Below are 18119 nucleotides of genomic sequence, written 5' to 3'. Positions count from 1 at the left end.
CGTCCCATGCCGCGATCGCACGCGGTGCCTACCGCGAGCTCGGGCTGGTGGCCCAGCGGAAGCCGTCCGCCTGACAGAGCGCGACACGGGCCGTCGGGCTGCCCGCCACCACGTTCCGGGCCTTGCGCGCTCCCGCCCGGGTGGTCACCCGGACCAGGCCGGTGGCCGCGTCGAAGGTGAAGCGGACAGGGGTGACATGCGGGGTGCCGTCGGGGCGGAGAGTGGTGAGGGTGGCCGTATGGGGGCGAGTGAGGAACGCCCGTGTGGCGGCCGGGAGTTCGATGGTCGCCCGGCTCACTTCTTCTTCACGCCCTCGTTCCAGATCAGCTTGGCGATGTTCGGCTTCACGGCTGTGGTGATGACACCCATGGCCGTACGGACATACCGCCCCTCCTCCCCTTCGCGGAGCATGCTCGCGGCGAGGTCGGCACGGGCGGTGAAGACGCCGTCGGCGCTGGTCTCGGCGGTGTGGTAGTCCGTGACGCCGGGGTGCTCGAAGAGGCCCGAGGGCCGGACGAGGGTCCAGTCGAGGTCCGTCTGACGGATCACGGCCTCCATGCGGCGCATGTCCTCGTGGAGGGTGCGGCCGAGGCGTCGGTTCACCAGCGGGTCGAGCACATGGTTGAAGAAGTGCGCGCCGGTGGGACGCCAGTTCGGGTCGGCGATGCTGGAGCTGACGGCGAGCAACCGCTTGATGCCGTGGCGGGCCATGGCCCCGGTGATGGCCGTGGCGCTCGCCGAGTACGTGGTGATGGTCTCCTTGCTGAAACGCGCGCCCAACGCGGAGAGGACGGCGTCCGTCCCCCCGATCGCGGCGTCGACGGCCGCCGGGTCGGTGGCGTCGGCGACGGCCACGGCGAGGCCGGGCCGCGTGGGGAGGGAGCCGGGGCGGCGGGTCACGGCGACGACCTCGTGGCCGGCGGCGAGGGCCTGGTCGGTGAGGTGGCGGCCGGTCGGTCCGTTGGCGCCGAAGACTGCGATACGCATGGTGTCGGGGCATCCCTTCGTGTGGTTCCCGGAACGCCCTTGACTGTGCCGATCACGAAACGCAGGCTCAACGCTGATGAATAACGCCGCCCCTGCCCCCGCCCGCACCCGAGGGCGCCCCCGCGGCAACCCGCCGACCCGCGAGTCGATCGTCTCGGCGGCGCGTGCGCTGTTCCTGAAACGCGGCTACCGACGTACCACCCTGCGCGCGGTGGCCGGGGCTGCCGGGGTCGACCCGGCGCTGATCGCGTACCACTTCGGCTCGAAGAAGGGCCTGTTCGCGGATGTGATGCAGTTCCAGTGCGCCAATGCGCTGGCGGCGGACGACGTCCTCGGCGGCGACCCGGCCACCCTCCCCGAGCGCCTGATCGACACGGTGACGGACCTGTGGGAGGACGCCGACTTCCTCCAGCTCGCCGCGCAGGGCGACGAGGCTGCCGAGGTGATCCGCGAATACCTGGAACGCGAGCTGCTGGCCCGGCTTGTTGAATTTCTCGGCGGCCGGGACGCGACCGCCCGCGCCACGGCCGTGGTGACGCTCCTGGGCGGCCTCATCTACACCCGCTACCTCAACCCTCTCCCCACCCCCGCCGCCCTCACCCCGTCCGAGACCCGCCGCATCCTCACCCCGGCGCTGCGCGCGGCACTCGCCCCGAGGCCGCGCACCGCGGCAACCACCAGAGCGGGCCGCGGGGGCTCGCCGGCCTCCGGTGGAGGCGCCGTCCGGCCTTGACCACCTCAGCACATCCGGTGCGGCTGCCCCTGTAGGCAGCGGTGCAGGGAGGTTTTCGGGGTGCCGCCGGCCCTGGCACGAGCTGATCCACGGCACCCCAGACAGGACCTCTTCAGGCTCGGCTACGAGCCGGCGAGCGAGGAAGCGGTCCTCGCCGCCGAAGACCGACTCGGGATCCGGCTGCCGCCGAGCTACCGGAAGTTCCTGCTGGCCAGCGACGGCTGGAGTGCCATCGCCCGCTCTCTGTATGAACTGCTCAAGGTCGAGAAGATCGGGTGGTTCCCTGACGTGGACCCCGGGATGGTGGACGCCTGGTCACATGACGAGGACATCACGGAGCAGCTCAAGCGGTCCACACTTCTGTCGGGGCCTGCCGACGGCGACTACTGGCTGCTCGACGCGAGCAACCCCGGGCCGGACGGAGAGTGGACCGCGTACTGGTGGTGGGCCGGTGACGGGGAAGACCCTCATCCGTACGACAGCTTCGCCGCACTGGTGGTCAGTGCGCGGGAAGACTGGGCCCTCGCCGGCGAGGGCGAAAGCTGACCTTCGCGGCCTGCGGTGGCGGGTGAACGTCACGGTTGCTCATCGGGGCCGGTCTGTGCCACGCCGCCCTACAGCATCCGATTGGACCAGTCGTCTGGAGATTTGGACCAGTCGTCTGGAGATGTCGAAACGGAGTGACGCTGCCACTTCCGGCGGCCTCGCAGGACGCACCGCCGTTCAGCCGGCGGTGAACTCGGCGATGAATCCTGTTCGCGACCTCGATGTGGCCGCTCTCGGAGTCAATGCTCGTCACATCGACCGGTTGCCTACGCATGAGTACTCATGTAAGAGTACTCGCATGTCATCAATCAGGTTGTTCATCCTCGACACGTTCGCGAGGAACGGCGAGATGCACGGGCATAAGGTGCGCTTCCAGGCCGAGCGGGAGCATCTACACCTGTGGACGGACGTGTCCGTGGGCAGCTTGTATCAGGCGATCAAGCGTCTGCTTGCTGAGGGCTTGCTCGAAGAGGTCAGGACCGAGAAGGAGGGCAATCTGCCCGAGCGTCAGGTGTACGGCATCACCGGCGAAGGGCGGCTGCGTCTCAAGGAACTCCAGTCGGAGAGTCTGCGCCACATCTGGATGAAGCCGGACCCGTTCGACCTGGCCCTCACTCGCCTGGACCCGGAGAAGCTGGACGAGCTCCACACGGTGATCGCATCCCGGCTGGATGAACTCGCCTCCATGCTCTCGGACACCGAGGCGCTGAACGCCAACGCCATCGACGGCGGCTACCTGACGGTGAGCGAGGCACTGGCGGTCAGTCACAGTGCGCGCAGGCTGCGCGCCGAAATCGCCTGGCTCCAGGAGGTCCTGGACGCGGTGCCCGAGATTGTCGCCGATGAACGGACCCGCCGGCCCGACACCCTCTGAATCACCGGATCCCGCCCCCCTGAATCCGCCCGCGTCGCCGTCGGCGCGACCGTTGCCCAGTAAGGAGCATGTCCCATGTCCGAACTCATCGAACCCTTCACACTGTCCGTGCCGGAAGAACAGCTGACCGACCTGCGTGAGCGGCTCTCCCGCACCCGGTGGCCCGATGCCGAGACCGTCCTGGACACCAGCCAGGGACCCCAGCTGGCGAAGCTCCGTGCTCTGCACGACTACTGGCTCAACACCTACGACTGGCGGCGGTGCGAGAAGACCCTCAACGGCTTCGGCCAGTCCCGCACCATCATCGATGGTCTGGGCATTCACTTCCTCCATGTGCGCTCGCCTGAGCCGGACGCCCTCCCGCTGGTCATGACCCACGGATGGCCCAGCTCCGTCCTCGATTTCCACAAGGTCATCGGCCCGCTGACCGATCCCGCGGCCCACGGCGGTGACCCGCGGGACGCCTTCCATCTCGTGGTGCCGTCGCTGCCGGGATTCGGGTTCTCCGACCGGCCTACGGAACCCGGCTGGGGATTTCCCCGGGTCGCCGATGCCTGGATCACGTTGATGGGCCGGCTCGGCTACCGGCGATGGGGCGCCCAGGGCGGCGACCTCGGATGCGCGGTCACCGACGAGATCGGCCGCAAGGCCCCCGACGGATGCGTCGGGCTGCACCTCAACTTCGCCATGTTCCCGCCGACGCCCGACGAGATCCGGGACGCCACCGAGTATGAGCAGGCAATGCTCGACAGCGCCGCCTACTTCTGGGAGCACCTCTCGGGCTACGCCAAGGAGCAGGCAACCCGCCCTCAGACCATCGGCTACTCCCTCGCGGAGTCCCCCATCGGCCTGGCTGCCTGGATCTACGCGATGTTCCAGGACACCTGCGGCACGCCGGGGGACGCGGAAGCATCATTCACCCTGGACGAACTGCTCGACGACATCATGCTCTATTGGCTTCCCAACACCGGGACGTCCTCTGCGCGGACCTACTGGGAAATGGCACGGTCGGCACGGCCCTCCGCGCCGAACGCCGCCGCACCGATCGCTCTGCCCACTGGGTTCAGCATGTTCCCGGAGGAACACGTCCGAAAGTCCCAGCGCTGGGTGGAACGCCGTTACAGCAACGTCGTCCACTTCAACGAGCTTGAGGTGGGCGGGCACTTCGCGGCCCTGGAACAACCGGCACTCTTCGTTGACGAAGTCCGGACCACCTTCCGTCCCTTGCGCTGAGCGCACCGTCGGCATCGGCACTCCCACCGACAGCTTCCCCCAAGGAAGGGCGATACCTCATGACATCCCTGCCCGGCGAACTCCTCAAACTGCTGAACCGGCCCAGCCCCTGCTTCATCGCCACCACCATGCCGGACGGCTCGCCCCAGCTCACCCAGACCTGGGTCGACACCGACGGCGAACACATCCTCATCAACACTGTCGAGGGCTACCGCAAAGCCAAGAACATTCAACGAGACCCCCGTGTGGCCGTCAGTATCGCCGACCCGGACGACACCTCCCGCTACTTCTCCGTAAAGGGACGCGTCACCGGCGCCACAACCGACGGCGCCGCCGAGGGCCTCGAACACCTCTCCCAGAAATACACAGGCCGCCCCTACGCCTCGTACGGCGGCCCGGGCCAGACCCGGCTCCTTCTGACCATCACCGTCGATTCCGTCATCCATTCCCCCATGCAGTGAGCCCGCCCGCACCCGAGGAGTCGTTATGACCAGCTTCCCCCACAGCGCCGGCCCATCTCACCCCTATGTCTGGGCGCCAGACCAGTCCCCGGCCTACTGGAACGTCGGGACATACTGGAGAGTGCTCGCCGACGGCAGCCAGACCGACGGCCGGTCCTGCACGTTCGACGAACTGTGTCCGCGAGGGCTCGTCGCCCCACCGCACGTCCATGACAAGGAGGAAGAGGCGTTCTTCATCCTCGAAGGTGATTTCGTGTTCACCGTCGGAGACGAGGAGATCCCGGCCGGACCTGGCAGCTACATCTACCTGCCGCCCAAGGTCCGCCACGGCTTCCGCGTCGAATCCGAAGTCGGCCGTGTCTACAACATGCTCACCCCCGCCGGATTCGAGCAGAACATCATCACCGACGGCCAGCCCGCACCCCAGGTCTCGATGCCCCCACCGGGAACCAGCGCCGTGCCACTGTGGAGGCAACTGCGTACCTCCAGGCCCCCGGCCCCCTGGGACGACCCTGCCTGCGCGCCCGACTCGTCCATTTAAGGCCTTCCTGATGGCGCGCCGGGCACCACACCAATGAAACTGAGGCTGAGCCCGGGCCCTTGCGGCGTCGATGCCAACGTAAGGACAGACCTTGTCGTGGAGGGCGAGTCCATCCGGTCGGTGATGTCGAGACCGTTGCTGTCCGAAAGGGCCGCTCCGCCAACGCTGAAGAGAGCTGACGGTCGTGCCCCAGTCGTAGAGACGATCATCGAGGCCCCGAGCGAACGCGTGCCACGCCGGATGGTGAACAGCGATCACGGGACCACCGGTGGTCTTCGCGTCACGTACGAGGGCCCTGTCCGCCGTACGTGAGGGTAGAGGCCTCGGAAGCCGAAACCCTGCGCCTTTCAGCGGCTTAGGACACCGACTCAGATTCCGTCCGCTGCCGCGCTTCGCGCATTGTGAAGCATGGCGGTCAAGCCCGGTGCAACGGTTCGCGCGTCATCGCGGCAAACACCGGTGAGTCGGCGAAAGGCTGCTGCTCGCCGATCTTCTCGTACCCCCAACGCTCGTAGACGGCCTGGACCTTTCCGTCTCCTGCTTTCGGGTTCACGAGGAGTGTCACCCGCTCTTCGTCCCTGTCGGCCAGGAGTTCTTCGTGGATGCGGTGTGCCACGCCCGTGCCGCGCCACGGGCGTCGGACGACGATCTCGTTCAGCGCGAGCGTGCGCTTGCCGGTCTCCACCGTGTACCCGTCGGGCAGTGGGGTGGTCATGGCCGACCACCAGCGAGTGCCGGGACCGAGCGGGGTGGCATACGCAAAACCGGCCGGCTCGGCCCCGTCGTAGGCGATGACCGTTTCCCAGCCGGGTGCTGAACTGTGCCCTGTCAGACGCTCGTTGAAGCGTTCGGCGGAGTAGAAGGGGCCGGTCAGACCGAGGTCCCGCTGACGAACCTCTACATGAATGTCCACGATTGCCTGTCGCACCAGCTCGACATCGGTGTAGTGCCGCAGCTCAAGGTGGTTCACAACAGTTCCTTTCCAAACCATTCGCGAGTGGCGGGGGAATCAGGGGCGAGAGTGTGGAGCCGGTGCCCGAAAGCATTCAACAGCCGTGCGGTGCGGCCATGTCGAGCCTGGGCCGGGATCTTGTACGCGGTGCCTACCGCGAGCTCGGGCTCGTGCTGACCGAGCTGGGCGTGGGCGAGGTACGCGCAGGTGAGGGCCCGGTTGCGCTTCAGGTCCGGCCGGAGTTTCGCAAGGGTCTGGTGGGCATGTGCCTCCGCCTGCTCCCACAGACCGAGCGTCGTGGTTGTGGTGAGAGCGAGTAGATGGAATTCAGCGGAGTCGTAGAACTGCAACCACACCGGGCGCGGCGCATCGGTGTCTGCACGTTCCAGTGCCGTCTCGGCGAAACCGAGGCACCGTAGGGCGGTTTGACGGTCGCGAAGATCGGCGTGGTGGACCGCTGCGCGCGCGTGTACGAGGGAGGCGTAGAGGGGATCACGGGCGGAGCGGGTGCGCTTCGCAGCCTCGTCGGCCGCGAGGGCACTGGTGTACTGGCCCAGGTTCCGGTACAGAGCCCCTGCATGCCCCCACGTGCGGAACTGGATCGCGGGATCGCCGGAAAGGCCGGCGAGGGCGATGGCATCGTTCAGGTGCTGTTGTGCCTGGTCAAGACGTCCACCGTCGATGGCGGCCCACAGCGCGGACCCGGTGAAGGCTGCCGCGAGGCCGTAGAGCCGGCCGCGTACGCGCTGAGAGGCGGGCCGAGTTTTCTGAAGATGTATTGCCTGCTGGGACAGGCCGAGCGCGGCTTGTTCGACCTGGCAGGTCCCACCGGTCGTGTTGTCGTTGGCGATGATGAGCGCGAATCGAGCGGCGAGCCGGTTCACGTCGGACTGTCCTACGCGGCCTGACCCATCCGTGCAGGGCTCCGGGTCGGGGGTGAGGGGCGTCAGCGCGGTGGCGGAGGCGGTAGTGAGGAAGGTACGGCGGAGCACAGGCTCCTCCCCAAGATTTTGCTTGCTTGCGGGCGGCGTGTGGTCGACCGGAGATCGGGCGTGGGGCGTGAACCCCAACTCGATCGCGGTACAACTGAATACTGCCTCCAGCGCCAGACGCTGTTTGGCCTGTGGCCACCGGGTCTTTCCGGTGGTGAGGTTGTGGATCGTGCGGGCGGACACGGTGCCTCGCCTGCCCGTCATCTGCTCGATCGCAGTATTCAGCGCCTCCGCTAACTCTTCCTGCGTAAGACCGAGTTCGCGCATGCGCGCTTTGAGCTGCTCGTTCGCCGCGGTCACCTGACCCACCGTAAGGTCGGCTCCTCCTCCACATCGCGGCGCGGCTAAAGAACGGGTCAGTTTTTCCGGTCGCGCGCGGGCTGAGCATCGACGGTTTTTCCTGTCGGTCAGTACTGATCTCGTCGTTCACTGTCTGTGACAGGACGAACACGATCCCGGGAGCCCGTCGTGAACATCGCCCCTCAACAGGCAAACGCCCAGCGGCTTGACCGCGCCAACTGTCTTGCCGAGGTCCGCGTGATCACTCAGCCGCGGCTGGATGTTCCTCCCTTGGCCGACACCATGCAGCGCGCGCAGGTCGTCTCCGGAATGCTCTCCGCTCTCCTCGAAGAGTCACGAGGCGACGACAGGGAGGCAGTACGAGTGATGCGCCGCCTTGGCACACGACTGCTCGACGAGTCACCGCAGGGCGAGTCAAGCCCCTACTCGGCGTGGCAGCACCTCGTGAACCTCGCGCGCTGTGTCGAAGCGTTGGTCGACGTCGAGAGCCGTAGCCGATGAGATCCGAGTCCACACCTTTCGGGTCGGCGGGATGCCGGTGATGACGTGGGATCTCCGGGCGGCCTGAGCCCACGTGTTGGCTCCGCCCCAGCGTGGTCCGGTCCAGGACATTCGCCGTCAGTGCTGGAGGCCGCACGTCCGACGGAAGCAGCCCTTGGATGTCTCAAGCCCACTTGCCGTGAGCCACAGCCTGCACGAATGAACCCCAAGCACTGCCTCGCACTGCGACGACGAGGCCTCCCGAACTCTTGGAGTCACGGATCAGTGCATCCTCCCCGGTCAACGCGCACTCGACGCACTCGCCTCCGGCGCCGTTGCTGTACGAAGACGTGAACCACACCAGCGGCTGTTGGTCGGCGGACTCTACGATGCTCAACTTGTGTAATCCTTCAGGACGGTGTTGATCAACTGGGCGGAGCGCTGAGGGCTGAGGGCCGCGGCTCGCAAGCCGTCGAATGCCCTCGTGTACTCACGGACATGATGCTCGCCTTCAAGGTAGATGGCATCAGTGATCCCGTCCCGATACACCAGGTCGGGGTCTTCCTGGTCGGGGAAACCCAGCATGGTGAAGGAACCCGTGGCCGGATAGGTGCCTGAGTCGAATGGGAGGACCTGCAGGGTCACAGTCGGCAACTCGGTGGACTCCAGCACGCGTTCGAGTTGTTCGCGCATCAACGCCTGATCACCGATGACGTGCCGCAGCGCGCCCTCGTTCACGACGAACCAGGCATCGGGGGCGCCGGTTCGCATGAGCAGAGCCTGGCGCTCCATGCGTACACGCACGGCTTTGTCGATGTCCGCGGCGGACATGTGGGCTCCCGTCTTGTGGAGCTCGCTGCTGTACGCCTCGGTCTGCATGAGACCCGGGATCAGCTCGCTCTGGTACTGACGGAACGTGGAGGCTTCTTGCTCCAGACCGATGTAGATGTTGAACCACTCGGGGATACCGGAGCCGTGCACCTGCCACCAACCACGCGTCTTGGCCTCCCTGGCCAAGGATTTGAGGAACTCGCGCAGCTCCTCGGTGGTGCCGTAGAACCGGCACAGAGCTTCGATATCTGACGGCTGGACCCGGCCACTCCCCGTCTCCATCCGGTTCACCTTGGAACCGCTCCAGTCCAGAGCCTCGCCGACCTGTGCGCAGGTCCGTGAGCTGTTCTCTCGGAGCTTCTTCAGCTCGATCGAGAGACGGCGGCGGCGTGCCGTCGGTGAACCGGCCATCTCAACCCTCCGTGGAGTAGCGGACGTTCAGTCTTGCGCCAAGGAGGGCGGCTGCCAATCACTCGGAAGTGGGAATCCCGCCGTGCACATTGCATAGCGGGATATGTGCACGTCATTCTGGTGAACGGCGCCACTCACCGTGAGGGGCGCGTAACGCTCCGCTGCCCATGCGGAGATGGCATGCGACGAGAGGAGGCCTTCGTGATCCAGGAAGCGTGTATGTCACGGAAGGCGTGGGACCTTGACTTCATCGCGGAACCCGAAGAAGTAGCCGCTCTGCGACGGACCGTGCGGTTGCACCTGGACGTGTGGGGGCTCCACGACCTTACGGACGCGGCCCAGCTCTGCGTGAGCGAGCTGGTGTCCAACATCATCACGCATGTCGGCGTGGGCACTCCGGCCACACTCGCGGTCTCGATGAACGGCGTTCATCTTCGCATCGAGGTCCACGACCCCGACAAGCGCGCCCTGCCCACGCTCCTGGACGCGAACGTCCACTCCGAGTCGGGACGGGGCATGGCCCTCGTCGACGCGGTCGCCGTCCGCTGGGGCGTCCAGCTCTGTTTCGACCGGAAGGTCACGTGGTGTGAGCTGGCAACGGGCCTCACATCGCCGAACGGCCACGTGGGGCGTCCCGAGGTGCTGCGGGCTGAGGCCTTGCTGGACTTCTACGCTGCCGTGAAGTCGCCCTTTCGGCCCGACTCGGGCAGGCTGGGCCGGGCCGTGGCCGAGGAGTCGGTGGTCACGGCCATCACGGACTTCCTTCATTGGCTTCGCGTCCATGGTTGTGATGTCGACGAGGTGTTGGACCGTGCCCAAGCCCGCTACGACGCTGAACTGGGTAGCATCGAGGGCGGCCTTGGCTCGCAAATCGAGAGATAATGGCGGTCCGCCTCAGGAGGTCGATGACGCGACCCTATCCTTTGGGTCGAATAAATATTTGCGAATCAATCGGGGTGGCGGTGCAGCAAGGATTCCGGGATGCTCGACAAGATGTCAGGCTCTCGAAGGCCGCGGTATGCGAAATAGAGATCCTCGCGGGCGCGAGTACACAGCACGAAGAAGTCGAGGCGAGCCGCCACGCTGGTCGGATCCTCCGTGTACCCGTCCAGGTCCGGCACGAAAACGCTGTCGAATTCCAAGCCTTTCATGCTGGCCGTGCTCACGATCCGAATCGGTCGAGTGGAGAAATCAACAGTGTTCCGATATCGATCATCGTTCACATAGGCTTGGGTGTGCTTTGCGAGCCCGATATGTGTCAGCTCGGACTGGATTTCTCGCAGTAAAATGGTCGACCTGCAGATGATTCCGATGCTTCGCTGCGGATGCGCGTTGAAGTAGCGGTAAACACCAGCGAGGAGATCCTCCAGTGAGGGGACTTTCAGTACGGTGGGTGTGCGGCCGGCGCGTGTCGGTAAGGCAATCTCGCCTTCGGTCTCCTCATGGAACTCGGACGCCAACATTGCGATCTCCCGACTGTTCCGCCGATTCTCGCGCAACACGAGTGGATCGGTCCGCACGACTAGGGCCCGGCGTATCTCGGACACGGTGCTTTGATCGTCACCGATCCGCTGATTTTCGTCGGCGCAAACAGTCACGCCGACGCCGAGGATTCGGCACAACTGGTAGAAGGCGACGGGTAGATTCTGGCCCTCGTCGATCACCAGGTGCGCGCTCGATCTTACCCTCCGCAGAATGCAGTCCCGCTGCATCTCGATCCAGTCGTAGTTCCAACCATCTTCATCGGTCTGTGGCGGATCGGCCCCGAATTGTCGGCGCCAGAAATTTCTGATCCACCGATGATATGTGGTGACGTTCACGGCTTCAGTAAGGTCCGGTGCCATTTGTGCGAGGTACTGGTGCAGCAGATTTGAGTGCGTGACAAGGGCGACATCGCGACCGGCGGTCGCCAGCGCCCAGGCGCGATAGATGGCCGTTACGGTCTTTCCGGCGCCAGGTACCCCGGTGATGAGGTGGCTCCCGTGGAACGGAAGTGCTATGACGTTCTGCTGCTCGACAGTGAGGTCGAGGAGTGAAGGGGGCTTCATGGCAGATCGACGGCTCCGGCTGATTCCTGGAGTGCGGCCTGTACCACTCTCCGGAAGAATCCCGGAACGTCGCCGTCGCCGATCAACAGTGTTCTGTCCAAGAGGGAGTTGTCGATTTCGCAGCATGTCTCCGGTAGGAGCGTGCACGCATGGCAAGCAGCACGGTTGAGGTTGGCCAGGGACCTGCCGGTTGAGTCGGCGCACAGGGGGTCCTGCGAACACCACTGAGCCGATTCGAGCAACCGAATCAAAGTCTCGGCGAGATTCGGGGGTTGCCCTTGTCGGACGAGCCCGCCCAGTGTCCCCTCCGCATCTCCGGCGGCTGTGTAGATGAACACGCCGGCCTGAGGCGGAAACTCACTGCCCGGGGCGTGACTTTGGGCGTAGACCCGTTCACGTAGTGAGGCCGCGTTGTACCCGCTGTCATACGAGAGTTGACGGATGAAGTGATGGGCCAGGGTGTGCAGCATCACGAATCGCGGGAGGAGGTGTGGACCCGACTTTTCTCTGAGACGGTCAGCCTTGTAAGAGGCGTTCAGGTCCCGCTCGATCCGTCGTGTCCAGTTACGTACCGACTGAAGCCTCTCCCAGGTGCTCAGACGTTCCTCGTCGACGGCGATGAAGATTCCTTCGCCATAGGTCTCCACCGCGGGCAGCCACTGGGCCCGGCTCTGCGTGTTGACCGACACAACGCGTCCGCCCTCGCTCTCTTCGTCGTCGCCGGAGCTGGGCTCGTACCGCGAGAATCCTTCGAGCGCGCGTACCTCACGCACCCGGTCCGCGATGACGACAGCGGAGATACTTGCGTCGAGTTCCTGCATGGACCCGAGGTCGTCGGGGTCGATCCCGAGGTGGCTTCGACGTACGGAGAACGTCTCCGAATCCATGACGGATTCAGGAAGGGAGAAGGCTGCCCACTCGGCGATACTGAGGTCGTTGTCTGAATCAGCCGCAGACGGCATCGATGCTGCCCCGTCGGCATGGCGGCGACGTACATTTTCGACAAATTCCTTCGGTACGTCGCACTGGTCGGCGATCACCTCCTTCAGGGAATCGGAAATTGGGCTGCCATTCGCACTGTTGAAGTTCGGCCATAGGAAGTGATTGACGACTCTCTGGGTCAGTTCGTCATCCTCTGACAGCCCTGCAGGGGCGGGAATGTCGATCGCCGAATGCGTGATCGGGAAGTAGACGTTGGAGGCACCGCGCTGTACCGCCTGGGGTGTCTCCTCGCAGGTGTCCGCCTCGTCGGTCTCGGATTGCCAGGGGTGGGTTCCGGGGCACGGTAGCCCCGTCTGCTTGAGAATGTTCTTCTGGCTGATTCCTGCCAGATTGCGTCCGGCCCGGCAGACGGCACAGACGACGCGCAGGGCCTCGAGCCCAAAGGATTCGGGCGTGGTGACGAATCGAAGCCGACGAATCTGGCATTGGCGCTGAGCATGCCCTTCACTCCTGGAGTGAGCCCACCGGCGCCAGTCGATGTCGGCCATATGACCTGCCCTGCACACTTGGATGAAACGCATAGGGGCCAGCTGCGGCTTTGCTGCGCAACGGCGGCAGGCCGGTTGCTTGTCCCGTAGCTCGCGATCAGGGCGCCAGAGCTGCATCTCCCTGCAATGCGGGCAGAAGAGCCACTTGGGGAAACGTACATACAGTGGTCCGACGCGGGTCGTATACGCGGCTTTTCCGCTGGGAATGACGGGAGCTGAGCGGAAGCCCGTAACCCTTAGTTTCCTCGCAAGCCGTGGTGATTCCACCCGCTCGGCCGCCGCCGCCCAGCTCCTGATGTCGGCGGCTACGAATGATTCGCCTCGGAGATCGACAATTCCGCCGACTCCGAAGGGGACGATGGTCTGTGATCTCCGGACTTTGCGCCGAATATCCTTCACCGCTTTCATGCTCCTTTCACGGAGAGGAGGCACTCACGGTCGACGTTGCGCATCGATTGAGGAGTCTGCCAAAGGCCGCCTTGCTTGCCGAAGTCGGTGAGGAGCGATGTGTGCAACCGGCCTTGAGGTCCGTAGTAGAGACGGCTGCCGTCACCACGCGCGATCTCGGCCTCCTGCTGCCAGTCTGCGATCAGCGAATCCAACTGCTTGCCCGTGGCCTCGGCCTCGTGTGGGTCGGCTCGTCGCACGTGATCCACCACGAGGTCACGGATCCGGGCAACTTCGACCTTGTGGTCAAGGATGTCGCCGGCCTTGTTCTCGGAGTTCAAGCCGATTCCGTGTCTCACCAGGATGGTGAGTACGGCGTGCAGGGCTCGGTTGCGAGACGGCAAGGACCATGGAGTGACGCTGGTGGGTTCGACGTGCCGGTAGAGCGAGCGATGGTAGACACCGAACGACTCGTAGTGGGACCGGTCGCGTGGTTTGGTCGAGCGGAAGAGCGTGACGATCAACCCTGGTACATGGCGACGGCCGACCCGGCTGGTGGCCTGGATGTACTCTGACGTCGTCTTGGGCTGCCCGTTCATGAGCATGAGGCCGAGCCGTGGAACGTCGACGCCCACGGAGAGCATGTTGGTGGTGGCGAGGAAGGAGACGCTGCCAGGTTCCTTGAAACTCTTACTCAGGCGCTCGAGGAGCCGTGGTTGAGCGGCGCGTGGGATGTTGCTGGTGAGCTCGACCACCGAGTCGTCGTTCAACTTGCGCCGCCGAGTGTCGTCCTTGGTCAGATGCCCAAGACGAGCGGGGATGTCGTCTCTCGCGATCGTGACGGTTCGTCCGAGCTCCCGCAGGCTGTTGTGGTAGGCGACCGCGGTCCAGTACGCGTCGCGGAGGGTGTCGTCGTCACAGACCTCCTTCGGGGCCTGCAATGCGGCGGCGCCCACGTGAACAGTCGAGGTCGAGGCGGTGTGGCCCTGCGCCATAACTCCTACGTACTGGCGGCCGGGTTTGTCCGTGTCGGGAGAGGCGAAGTAGGAATGGCCGGCACTGATCCCTGCTGGAGGGAAGAGCTGTGCGGGGCGACCGTAGAGGCTGCGGATCTGGTCCTGCGAGCGTCGGATCGTCGCTGTCGACGCGATGACCTTCGGCACGGTGCCGCCCCAGGCGCACAATTCGAGGATGGCCGACTCGTACAGACCAACCGTTGTTCCCAGCGGGCCGGCCAGCAGGTGCAACTCGTCCTGAATCACCAGCGAGGGCGCGCGCCTGCCGTCTCCGCCGAACAGGCTCCCGGCCTCTGGTTCCCACGCCAGCCGTGCGAACTTGTCCACGGTACCGAGCACGAATGTGGGAGGTTCCTTGTAAATCTGTTGGTCCACCACGGACACCGGAAGACGCTCGTGGAACTTACAGGTATCACGCGGGCAGAAGAACGAGGTGGTGACTCCGTCCGCCCGGATGCCGAAGTCGCGATCCTGCCCTTGTCGTTCCGGAACAATTTCGGTGCCGCACCAGGGACAGCGTTCCAGCAGGAAGCGATCATCGGGCGAGTTCATCTGCTTCAGCACACTGAGTTCGTCCTGTGCGGCGGAGATCTTGTTCGGCGTTGTCTCCTTGCCCACCCAGAGCCCGATGGAGATTTCCTGGCCCAGATCATGGGACAGCGGCCCGTCGTATCCCTTCCTGATGTATTCCAGGGCACAGATGGCTGTCGCCGTGCGCTGGAACTGCTGTGTGGTGAGCAGGCTCAGTGTGTAGCGGCTCAGAACGGCCGTGCCACCCCCGGCTGGGCCGAACCGCAGCCGACGCCAGAGAATCTCGAAGCAGGCGGTGAGGAGGTAGGCCTCCGTCTTGCCTCCACCTGTGGGGAACCAGATGAGGTCGACCGTTTTACGGTCCTCGTGCTCAGGGTTCATCAGGCCCTCGACCACAAGCAGGAAGTAGGCGAGCTGGAACGGATGCCACGCATAGTCGCCATCGGGCTCGGACAGTTCGAGTACTTCGCTGTTCCTGCGGCGACGGCTGCCCGCCAGTTCACGACGACTATGGAGCATCTGGAGCGCCATGGCTCGGTTGGCAAGGCGGAAGCCCTCGCGTGCTTTGCCCCCCGCGGTAGTTGGTGCGGTGAGGGCTTCCACCCCCGACTTCATACGGTCGAGTGCGGTCTTGATGCGGTTGAGGATGCGTTCGGCGGGTGCGGCGGCCCATGGCCTCAAGGACTTCGCCTCCGACCGCTGGGTATCGAACCACCCGAGATAGCCCAGCACGAAGGAGTGCAGTTCGTCCTTGAGTTCGTCCACAGTCAGGTCGGGTTGGGAGAGGTACGCGAGGTTGAGCACCGGCAGGTCCTTCGGCCCGTCGGGTTTGATGTGCTCGACCACCTGCTGAGGCATGACTTGCGCCCGCACCGTGGTGACCGGGTCGGATTTATCCTCCCACTCGACGGCACACCCGTGTCCCACGGCCCTGTTTACGATGTGCCGGTACTGGACGCGGAGCTCCTGCTCCTCGTCGTCGCGGCTGTTGAGGCGGGTGCTCGGATACTCCAGGACGGCTCCGCCGAGCGTTGTCGCCTCTAGTTCGGCCTGGAAGAGCATCAGATCGCGGTCCTTGTGCGTACTCTCCTCTTCGCCATGTGCATTCGCCAGTACGCACGTGACGAGATGTCCGACGCCGAAACGGCGCCACCGGATATGAAGGCGACCGTGACCCCCCAGAACACTGATCGGGGTCGTCCGATCCGCAGCGACGGTCTCTGTTGTGGAGAGTCGCGGTTGCCTTCGCCAGCTGCGACGTCCTCCCTCGCGCGTCGTTACATAGCGTGAGGCGCCACAAGTCACCTCGATTGCGACAGCGTTGGTGAAGAAGGAGAAACCGAGAGATGACGGAAGCCATGCATTTGCCTCGGCCACCGGATCGTCGGCAAAGCTGTCCTCCTCGCCGTTTCCGGCCGCTGTCTCGTGAAATGCCTGCTCGCCGTCCTCCTGCGAGTGCTCCAGCAAGGAGGCTCCGCGCGGATACAGAGTGCCCATCAGGTAGCGGCGGTCAGGCGGGTCGACAAGGGTCTCGTCCTCTGCGATGGCAGGGCCCACCAACTGTTGGCGGAGATAGGTCACGAACTCGTCTCGGTGGTCGGAGAACCGGGCATCTGACTCGTTCATCGGAGACTCTTTTCACGCGTCAATGCGGCCATGCCCAAGTCCTTCAGAGCTCGGTTGGTGCCGGGCCGGCAGGCTACCCAGAGTTGGGCGCGGGCCCTGGTCCAGGCGACGTAGAGCGCGTCGAGGCGGCCTTGGAGGTGTTCAGGTTCGAGGTCGATCAGACAGACGACATGGTTTTCGTGGCCCTTGAAGTCGGGGACTGACGACCAGGTGAGACGGTGCTTCGTGCGGTCCGACCCGACCACATCGGCGAATCGCTCCATCTTGGAGGCTCGCTGTGACAAACGGGCCGAGCTCGTCTCCCAGTCCCCGGAAGCGGACAACAGCGTGATGTCCCGCGGCGAGACACCCTCCCCCACGAGCTCGTTCACATAGGCATCGAGAACGGTTGCCTCCTCCTGAACGTCGTGCACGTCGGCGAAACGGACAGGGTCGCCCTCGCCGGCGGAGGCAACGCCCAGGTCGGCGCCTGTGTAGAGGCGAACCTGATTGACGATCTGTACTGTGTTGCGACAGTTGCGCTTCATGGGTCCGTATACGGACCCAAGAGGACGCAGGTATTCCCAGGCTTCCGGGTCGTAGGAGTCCGGGACCAGCACCTGGTTGTTCTGATCCAACATGAAGATCCAGCGGCCTTCGGTGAGTCCCCCCACTACCAGTTCATCCAAAGTGCTGAGGCTGTCGAAGCTCATCAGGTCCTGCGCCTCGTCCACGATCAGTTGATCGAACGTACGGTCTCCAACTTCGTCCAGACGGTCGAACGGCAGGATGGTGATCGCGTCTTCGGTGAGGATTCGATTCATATGTGTGGCCAGCGTGGTACTTGTGCAGGTGAACAGGACGCTGCCGGTGGCAGCCTTGCGGCGAGCGGCCTCAGCTGCGAGGAACGTCTTGCCGGTGCCTGCGCCACCGGTCCAGATGAGGCGTGGGTTGGATTCCAACTCATCCAGCCTGTCCAACTGTTCGTTGGTGAGCCGTTCGAAGGCGACCTCCAGGTGTGTCAACTGGGACTGGAGGTTGGGTACGAGGTCGAACTCCGGACGGACGGCGTCGAGCATCTTCTTGCGCAGCGAGGCGGGGACGGGGGTACGGGCCCAGTTGTTCCGCCCGAGCCAGAAGCGCGTGGCTCGCTCGATGCCCTGTGCCAGGCCGCGTCCACCATCGTAGGCGGTGGTGCCGACATACTGTGGTGCCTCGAACTCGGTCGTACGACGTAGGTCGACGTCCGTGGTGATCACGAGGTATCCGCTGGGGACGCCATGACCCCTCAGGTCACCGACCAGCGCGCCGATCTCCCGTTCGAGCTCGTGCATACCCCCGCTCGCCTGTGCAAAAGGACTCTCCTTGGGGCCTGCTTCGCGACCGGGCGGACCGTAGTACCAGCCCCCGTCGCGTTGGTGGATGTGACCGCCCTTGACCTCGATGAAGAGCAGGAGGTCGGGCATGATGAGGACGAAGTCGATCTCGCCGACACGCTTCCTGCGGTGTTGAGGAAGGTGAACCGAGTGCAGCGCGACGCTCTGGTCGTCGGGAATCGCCTTGAGCGCCGCGAAGACGCTGCGCTCGGCCTGGCTCTTCGTGCTGCTCGAGACTTCGCTCGGAATGATCCGCATCAACTCTCCCCATGGTCACGCCAACTCAGTTCTAAAATACCGAGTCAGGGATGCCGGGGGGGCCGGC

Annotated in this window: 17 protein-coding genes and 1 pseudogene; 8 read left to right on the top strand and 10 right to left on the bottom strand. The window is 64.8% G+C overall.

Going from position 1 to position 18119, the window contains the following annotated elements; translation table 11 throughout:
* Positions 1-46: 46 nt before the first annotated feature.
* Both M2271_RS22375 and M2271_RS22370 read right to left on the bottom strand, forming a co-directional pair.
* Positions 47-298: pseudogene (locus M2271_RS22375) on the bottom strand (pyridoxamine 5'-phosphate oxidase family protein); the annotation flags it as partial.
* On the bottom strand, positions 295-987 hold the full coding sequence (locus tag M2271_RS22370; protein ID WP_280889063.1) for an NAD(P)H-binding protein: 693 nt from the start codon (positions 985-987) through the stop codon (positions 295-297). The pseudogene M2271_RS22375 and the gene M2271_RS22370, both read right to left, overlap by 4 nt.
* A gap of 76 nt (positions 988-1063) precedes the next feature.
* On the opposite strand from M2271_RS22370, the gene M2271_RS22365 reads away from it, so the two are divergent.
* The 6 genes from M2271_RS22365 (at position 1064) to M2271_RS22340 (ending at position 5375) form a co-directional block, all read left to right on the top strand.
* Entirely contained in the window at positions 1064-1720 is a 657-nt protein-coding gene (locus M2271_RS22365) for a TetR/AcrR family transcriptional regulator (protein ID WP_280889062.1), read from the top strand.
* A gap of 60 nt (positions 1721-1780) precedes the next feature.
* Entirely contained in the window at positions 1781-2266 is a 486-nt protein-coding gene (locus M2271_RS22360) for an SMI1/KNR4 family protein (protein ID WP_280889061.1), read from the top strand.
* Positions 2267-2564: 298 nt separating this feature from the next.
* Entirely contained in the window at positions 2565-3140 is a 576-nt protein-coding gene (locus M2271_RS22355; protein WP_280889060.1) for a PadR family transcriptional regulator, read from the top strand.
* A gap of 75 nt (positions 3141-3215) precedes the next feature.
* Positions 3216-4373, top strand: a complete 1158-nt coding sequence (locus M2271_RS22350; RefSeq protein WP_280889059.1) for an epoxide hydrolase — start codon at positions 3216-3218, stop codon at positions 4371-4373.
* Positions 4374-4432: 59 nt separating this feature from the next.
* Positions 4433-4834, top strand: coding sequence for a PPOX class F420-dependent oxidoreductase (locus M2271_RS22345; RefSeq protein WP_280889058.1), 402 nt, complete (start codon positions 4433-4435; stop codon positions 4832-4834).
* A 25-nt stretch (positions 4835-4859) separates the two neighbouring features.
* A complete protein-coding gene (locus M2271_RS22340) occupies positions 4860-5375 on the top strand; it encodes a cupin domain-containing protein (protein ID WP_280889057.1) in 516 nt (171 codons plus the stop codon).
* A 415-nt stretch (positions 5376-5790) separates the two neighbouring features.
* Here M2271_RS22340 and M2271_RS22335 read toward each other — a convergent pair whose 3' ends face one another.
* Positions 5791-6345, bottom strand: a complete 555-nt coding sequence (locus M2271_RS22335) for a GNAT family N-acetyltransferase (protein WP_348539183.1) — start codon at positions 6343-6345, stop codon at positions 5791-5793.
* Complete coding sequence (locus tag M2271_RS22330) at positions 6342-7619, bottom strand: helix-turn-helix transcriptional regulator (protein WP_280889055.1); 1278 nt, start codon at positions 7617-7619, stop codon at positions 6342-6344. Before M2271_RS22330 ends, M2271_RS22335 begins: the two co-directional genes overlap by 4 nt.
* 168 nt (positions 7620-7787) lie before the next feature.
* On the opposite strand from M2271_RS22330, the gene M2271_RS22325 reads away from it, so the two are divergent.
* Positions 7788-8120, top strand: coding sequence for a hypothetical protein (locus M2271_RS22325; protein WP_280889054.1), 333 nt, complete (start codon positions 7788-7790; stop codon positions 8118-8120).
* A 163-nt stretch (positions 8121-8283) separates the two neighbouring features.
* Here the strand turns inward: M2271_RS22325 and M2271_RS22320 are convergent, their stop codons facing one another.
* Together M2271_RS22320 and M2271_RS22315 are read right to left on the bottom strand one after the other, a co-directional pair.
* Positions 8284-8490: a DUF397 domain-containing protein gene (locus M2271_RS22320; protein ID WP_280889131.1), complete on the bottom strand. Its 207-nt coding sequence runs from the start codon at positions 8488-8490 to the stop codon at positions 8284-8286.
* Positions 8491-8492: 2 nt separating this feature from the next.
* On the bottom strand, positions 8493-9341 hold the full coding sequence (locus tag M2271_RS22315) for a helix-turn-helix transcriptional regulator (RefSeq protein ID WP_280889053.1): 849 nt from the start codon (positions 9339-9341) through the stop codon (positions 8493-8495).
* Positions 9342-9560: 219 nt separating this feature from the next.
* Between M2271_RS22315 and M2271_RS22310 the strand changes: the two genes are divergently transcribed.
* Complete coding sequence (locus M2271_RS22310) at positions 9561-10223, top strand: ATP-binding protein (RefSeq protein ID WP_280889052.1); 663 nt, start codon at positions 9561-9563, stop codon at positions 10221-10223.
* Between the two features lie 65 nt (positions 10224-10288).
* Here the strand turns inward: M2271_RS22310 and M2271_RS22305 are convergent, their stop codons facing one another.
* Genes M2271_RS22305 through M2271_RS22290 form a run of 4 tightly spaced genes read right to left on the bottom strand, consistent with a single transcriptional unit; the run spans position 10289 to position 18052 of the window.
* Positions 10289-11389 (bottom strand): DNA helicase, encoded by a 1101-nt coding sequence (locus tag M2271_RS22305; RefSeq protein WP_280889051.1) that lies wholly within the window; start codon positions 11387-11389, stop codon positions 10289-10291.
* Positions 11386-13287 (bottom strand): DUF1998 domain-containing protein, encoded by a 1902-nt coding sequence (locus M2271_RS22300; protein ID WP_280889050.1) that lies wholly within the window; start codon positions 13285-13287, stop codon positions 11386-11388. Before M2271_RS22300 ends, M2271_RS22305 begins: the two co-directional genes overlap by 4 nt.
* The gene (locus M2271_RS22295) at positions 13284-16439 is read right to left on the bottom strand and encodes a helicase-related protein (RefSeq protein ID WP_280889049.1); all 3156 of its coding nucleotides are present in this window, start codon (positions 16437-16439) and stop codon (positions 13284-13286) included. Before M2271_RS22295 ends, M2271_RS22300 begins: the two co-directional genes overlap by 4 nt.
* Positions 16436-18052 (bottom strand): NERD domain-containing protein, encoded by a 1617-nt coding sequence (locus M2271_RS22290; protein ID WP_280889048.1) that lies wholly within the window; start codon positions 18050-18052, stop codon positions 16436-16438. The genes M2271_RS22295 and M2271_RS22290 overlap by 4 nt, the downstream gene beginning before the upstream one ends.
* Positions 18053-18119: the final 67 nt, after the last annotated feature.

This window comes from Streptomyces sp. LBL, assembly GCF_029893585.1.
GTDB lineage: Bacteria > Actinomycetota > Actinomycetes > Streptomycetales > Streptomycetaceae > Streptomyces.
Note: the sequence above shows the minus strand (reverse complement) of the source record. Positions and strands in the feature narration are given on the sequence as shown.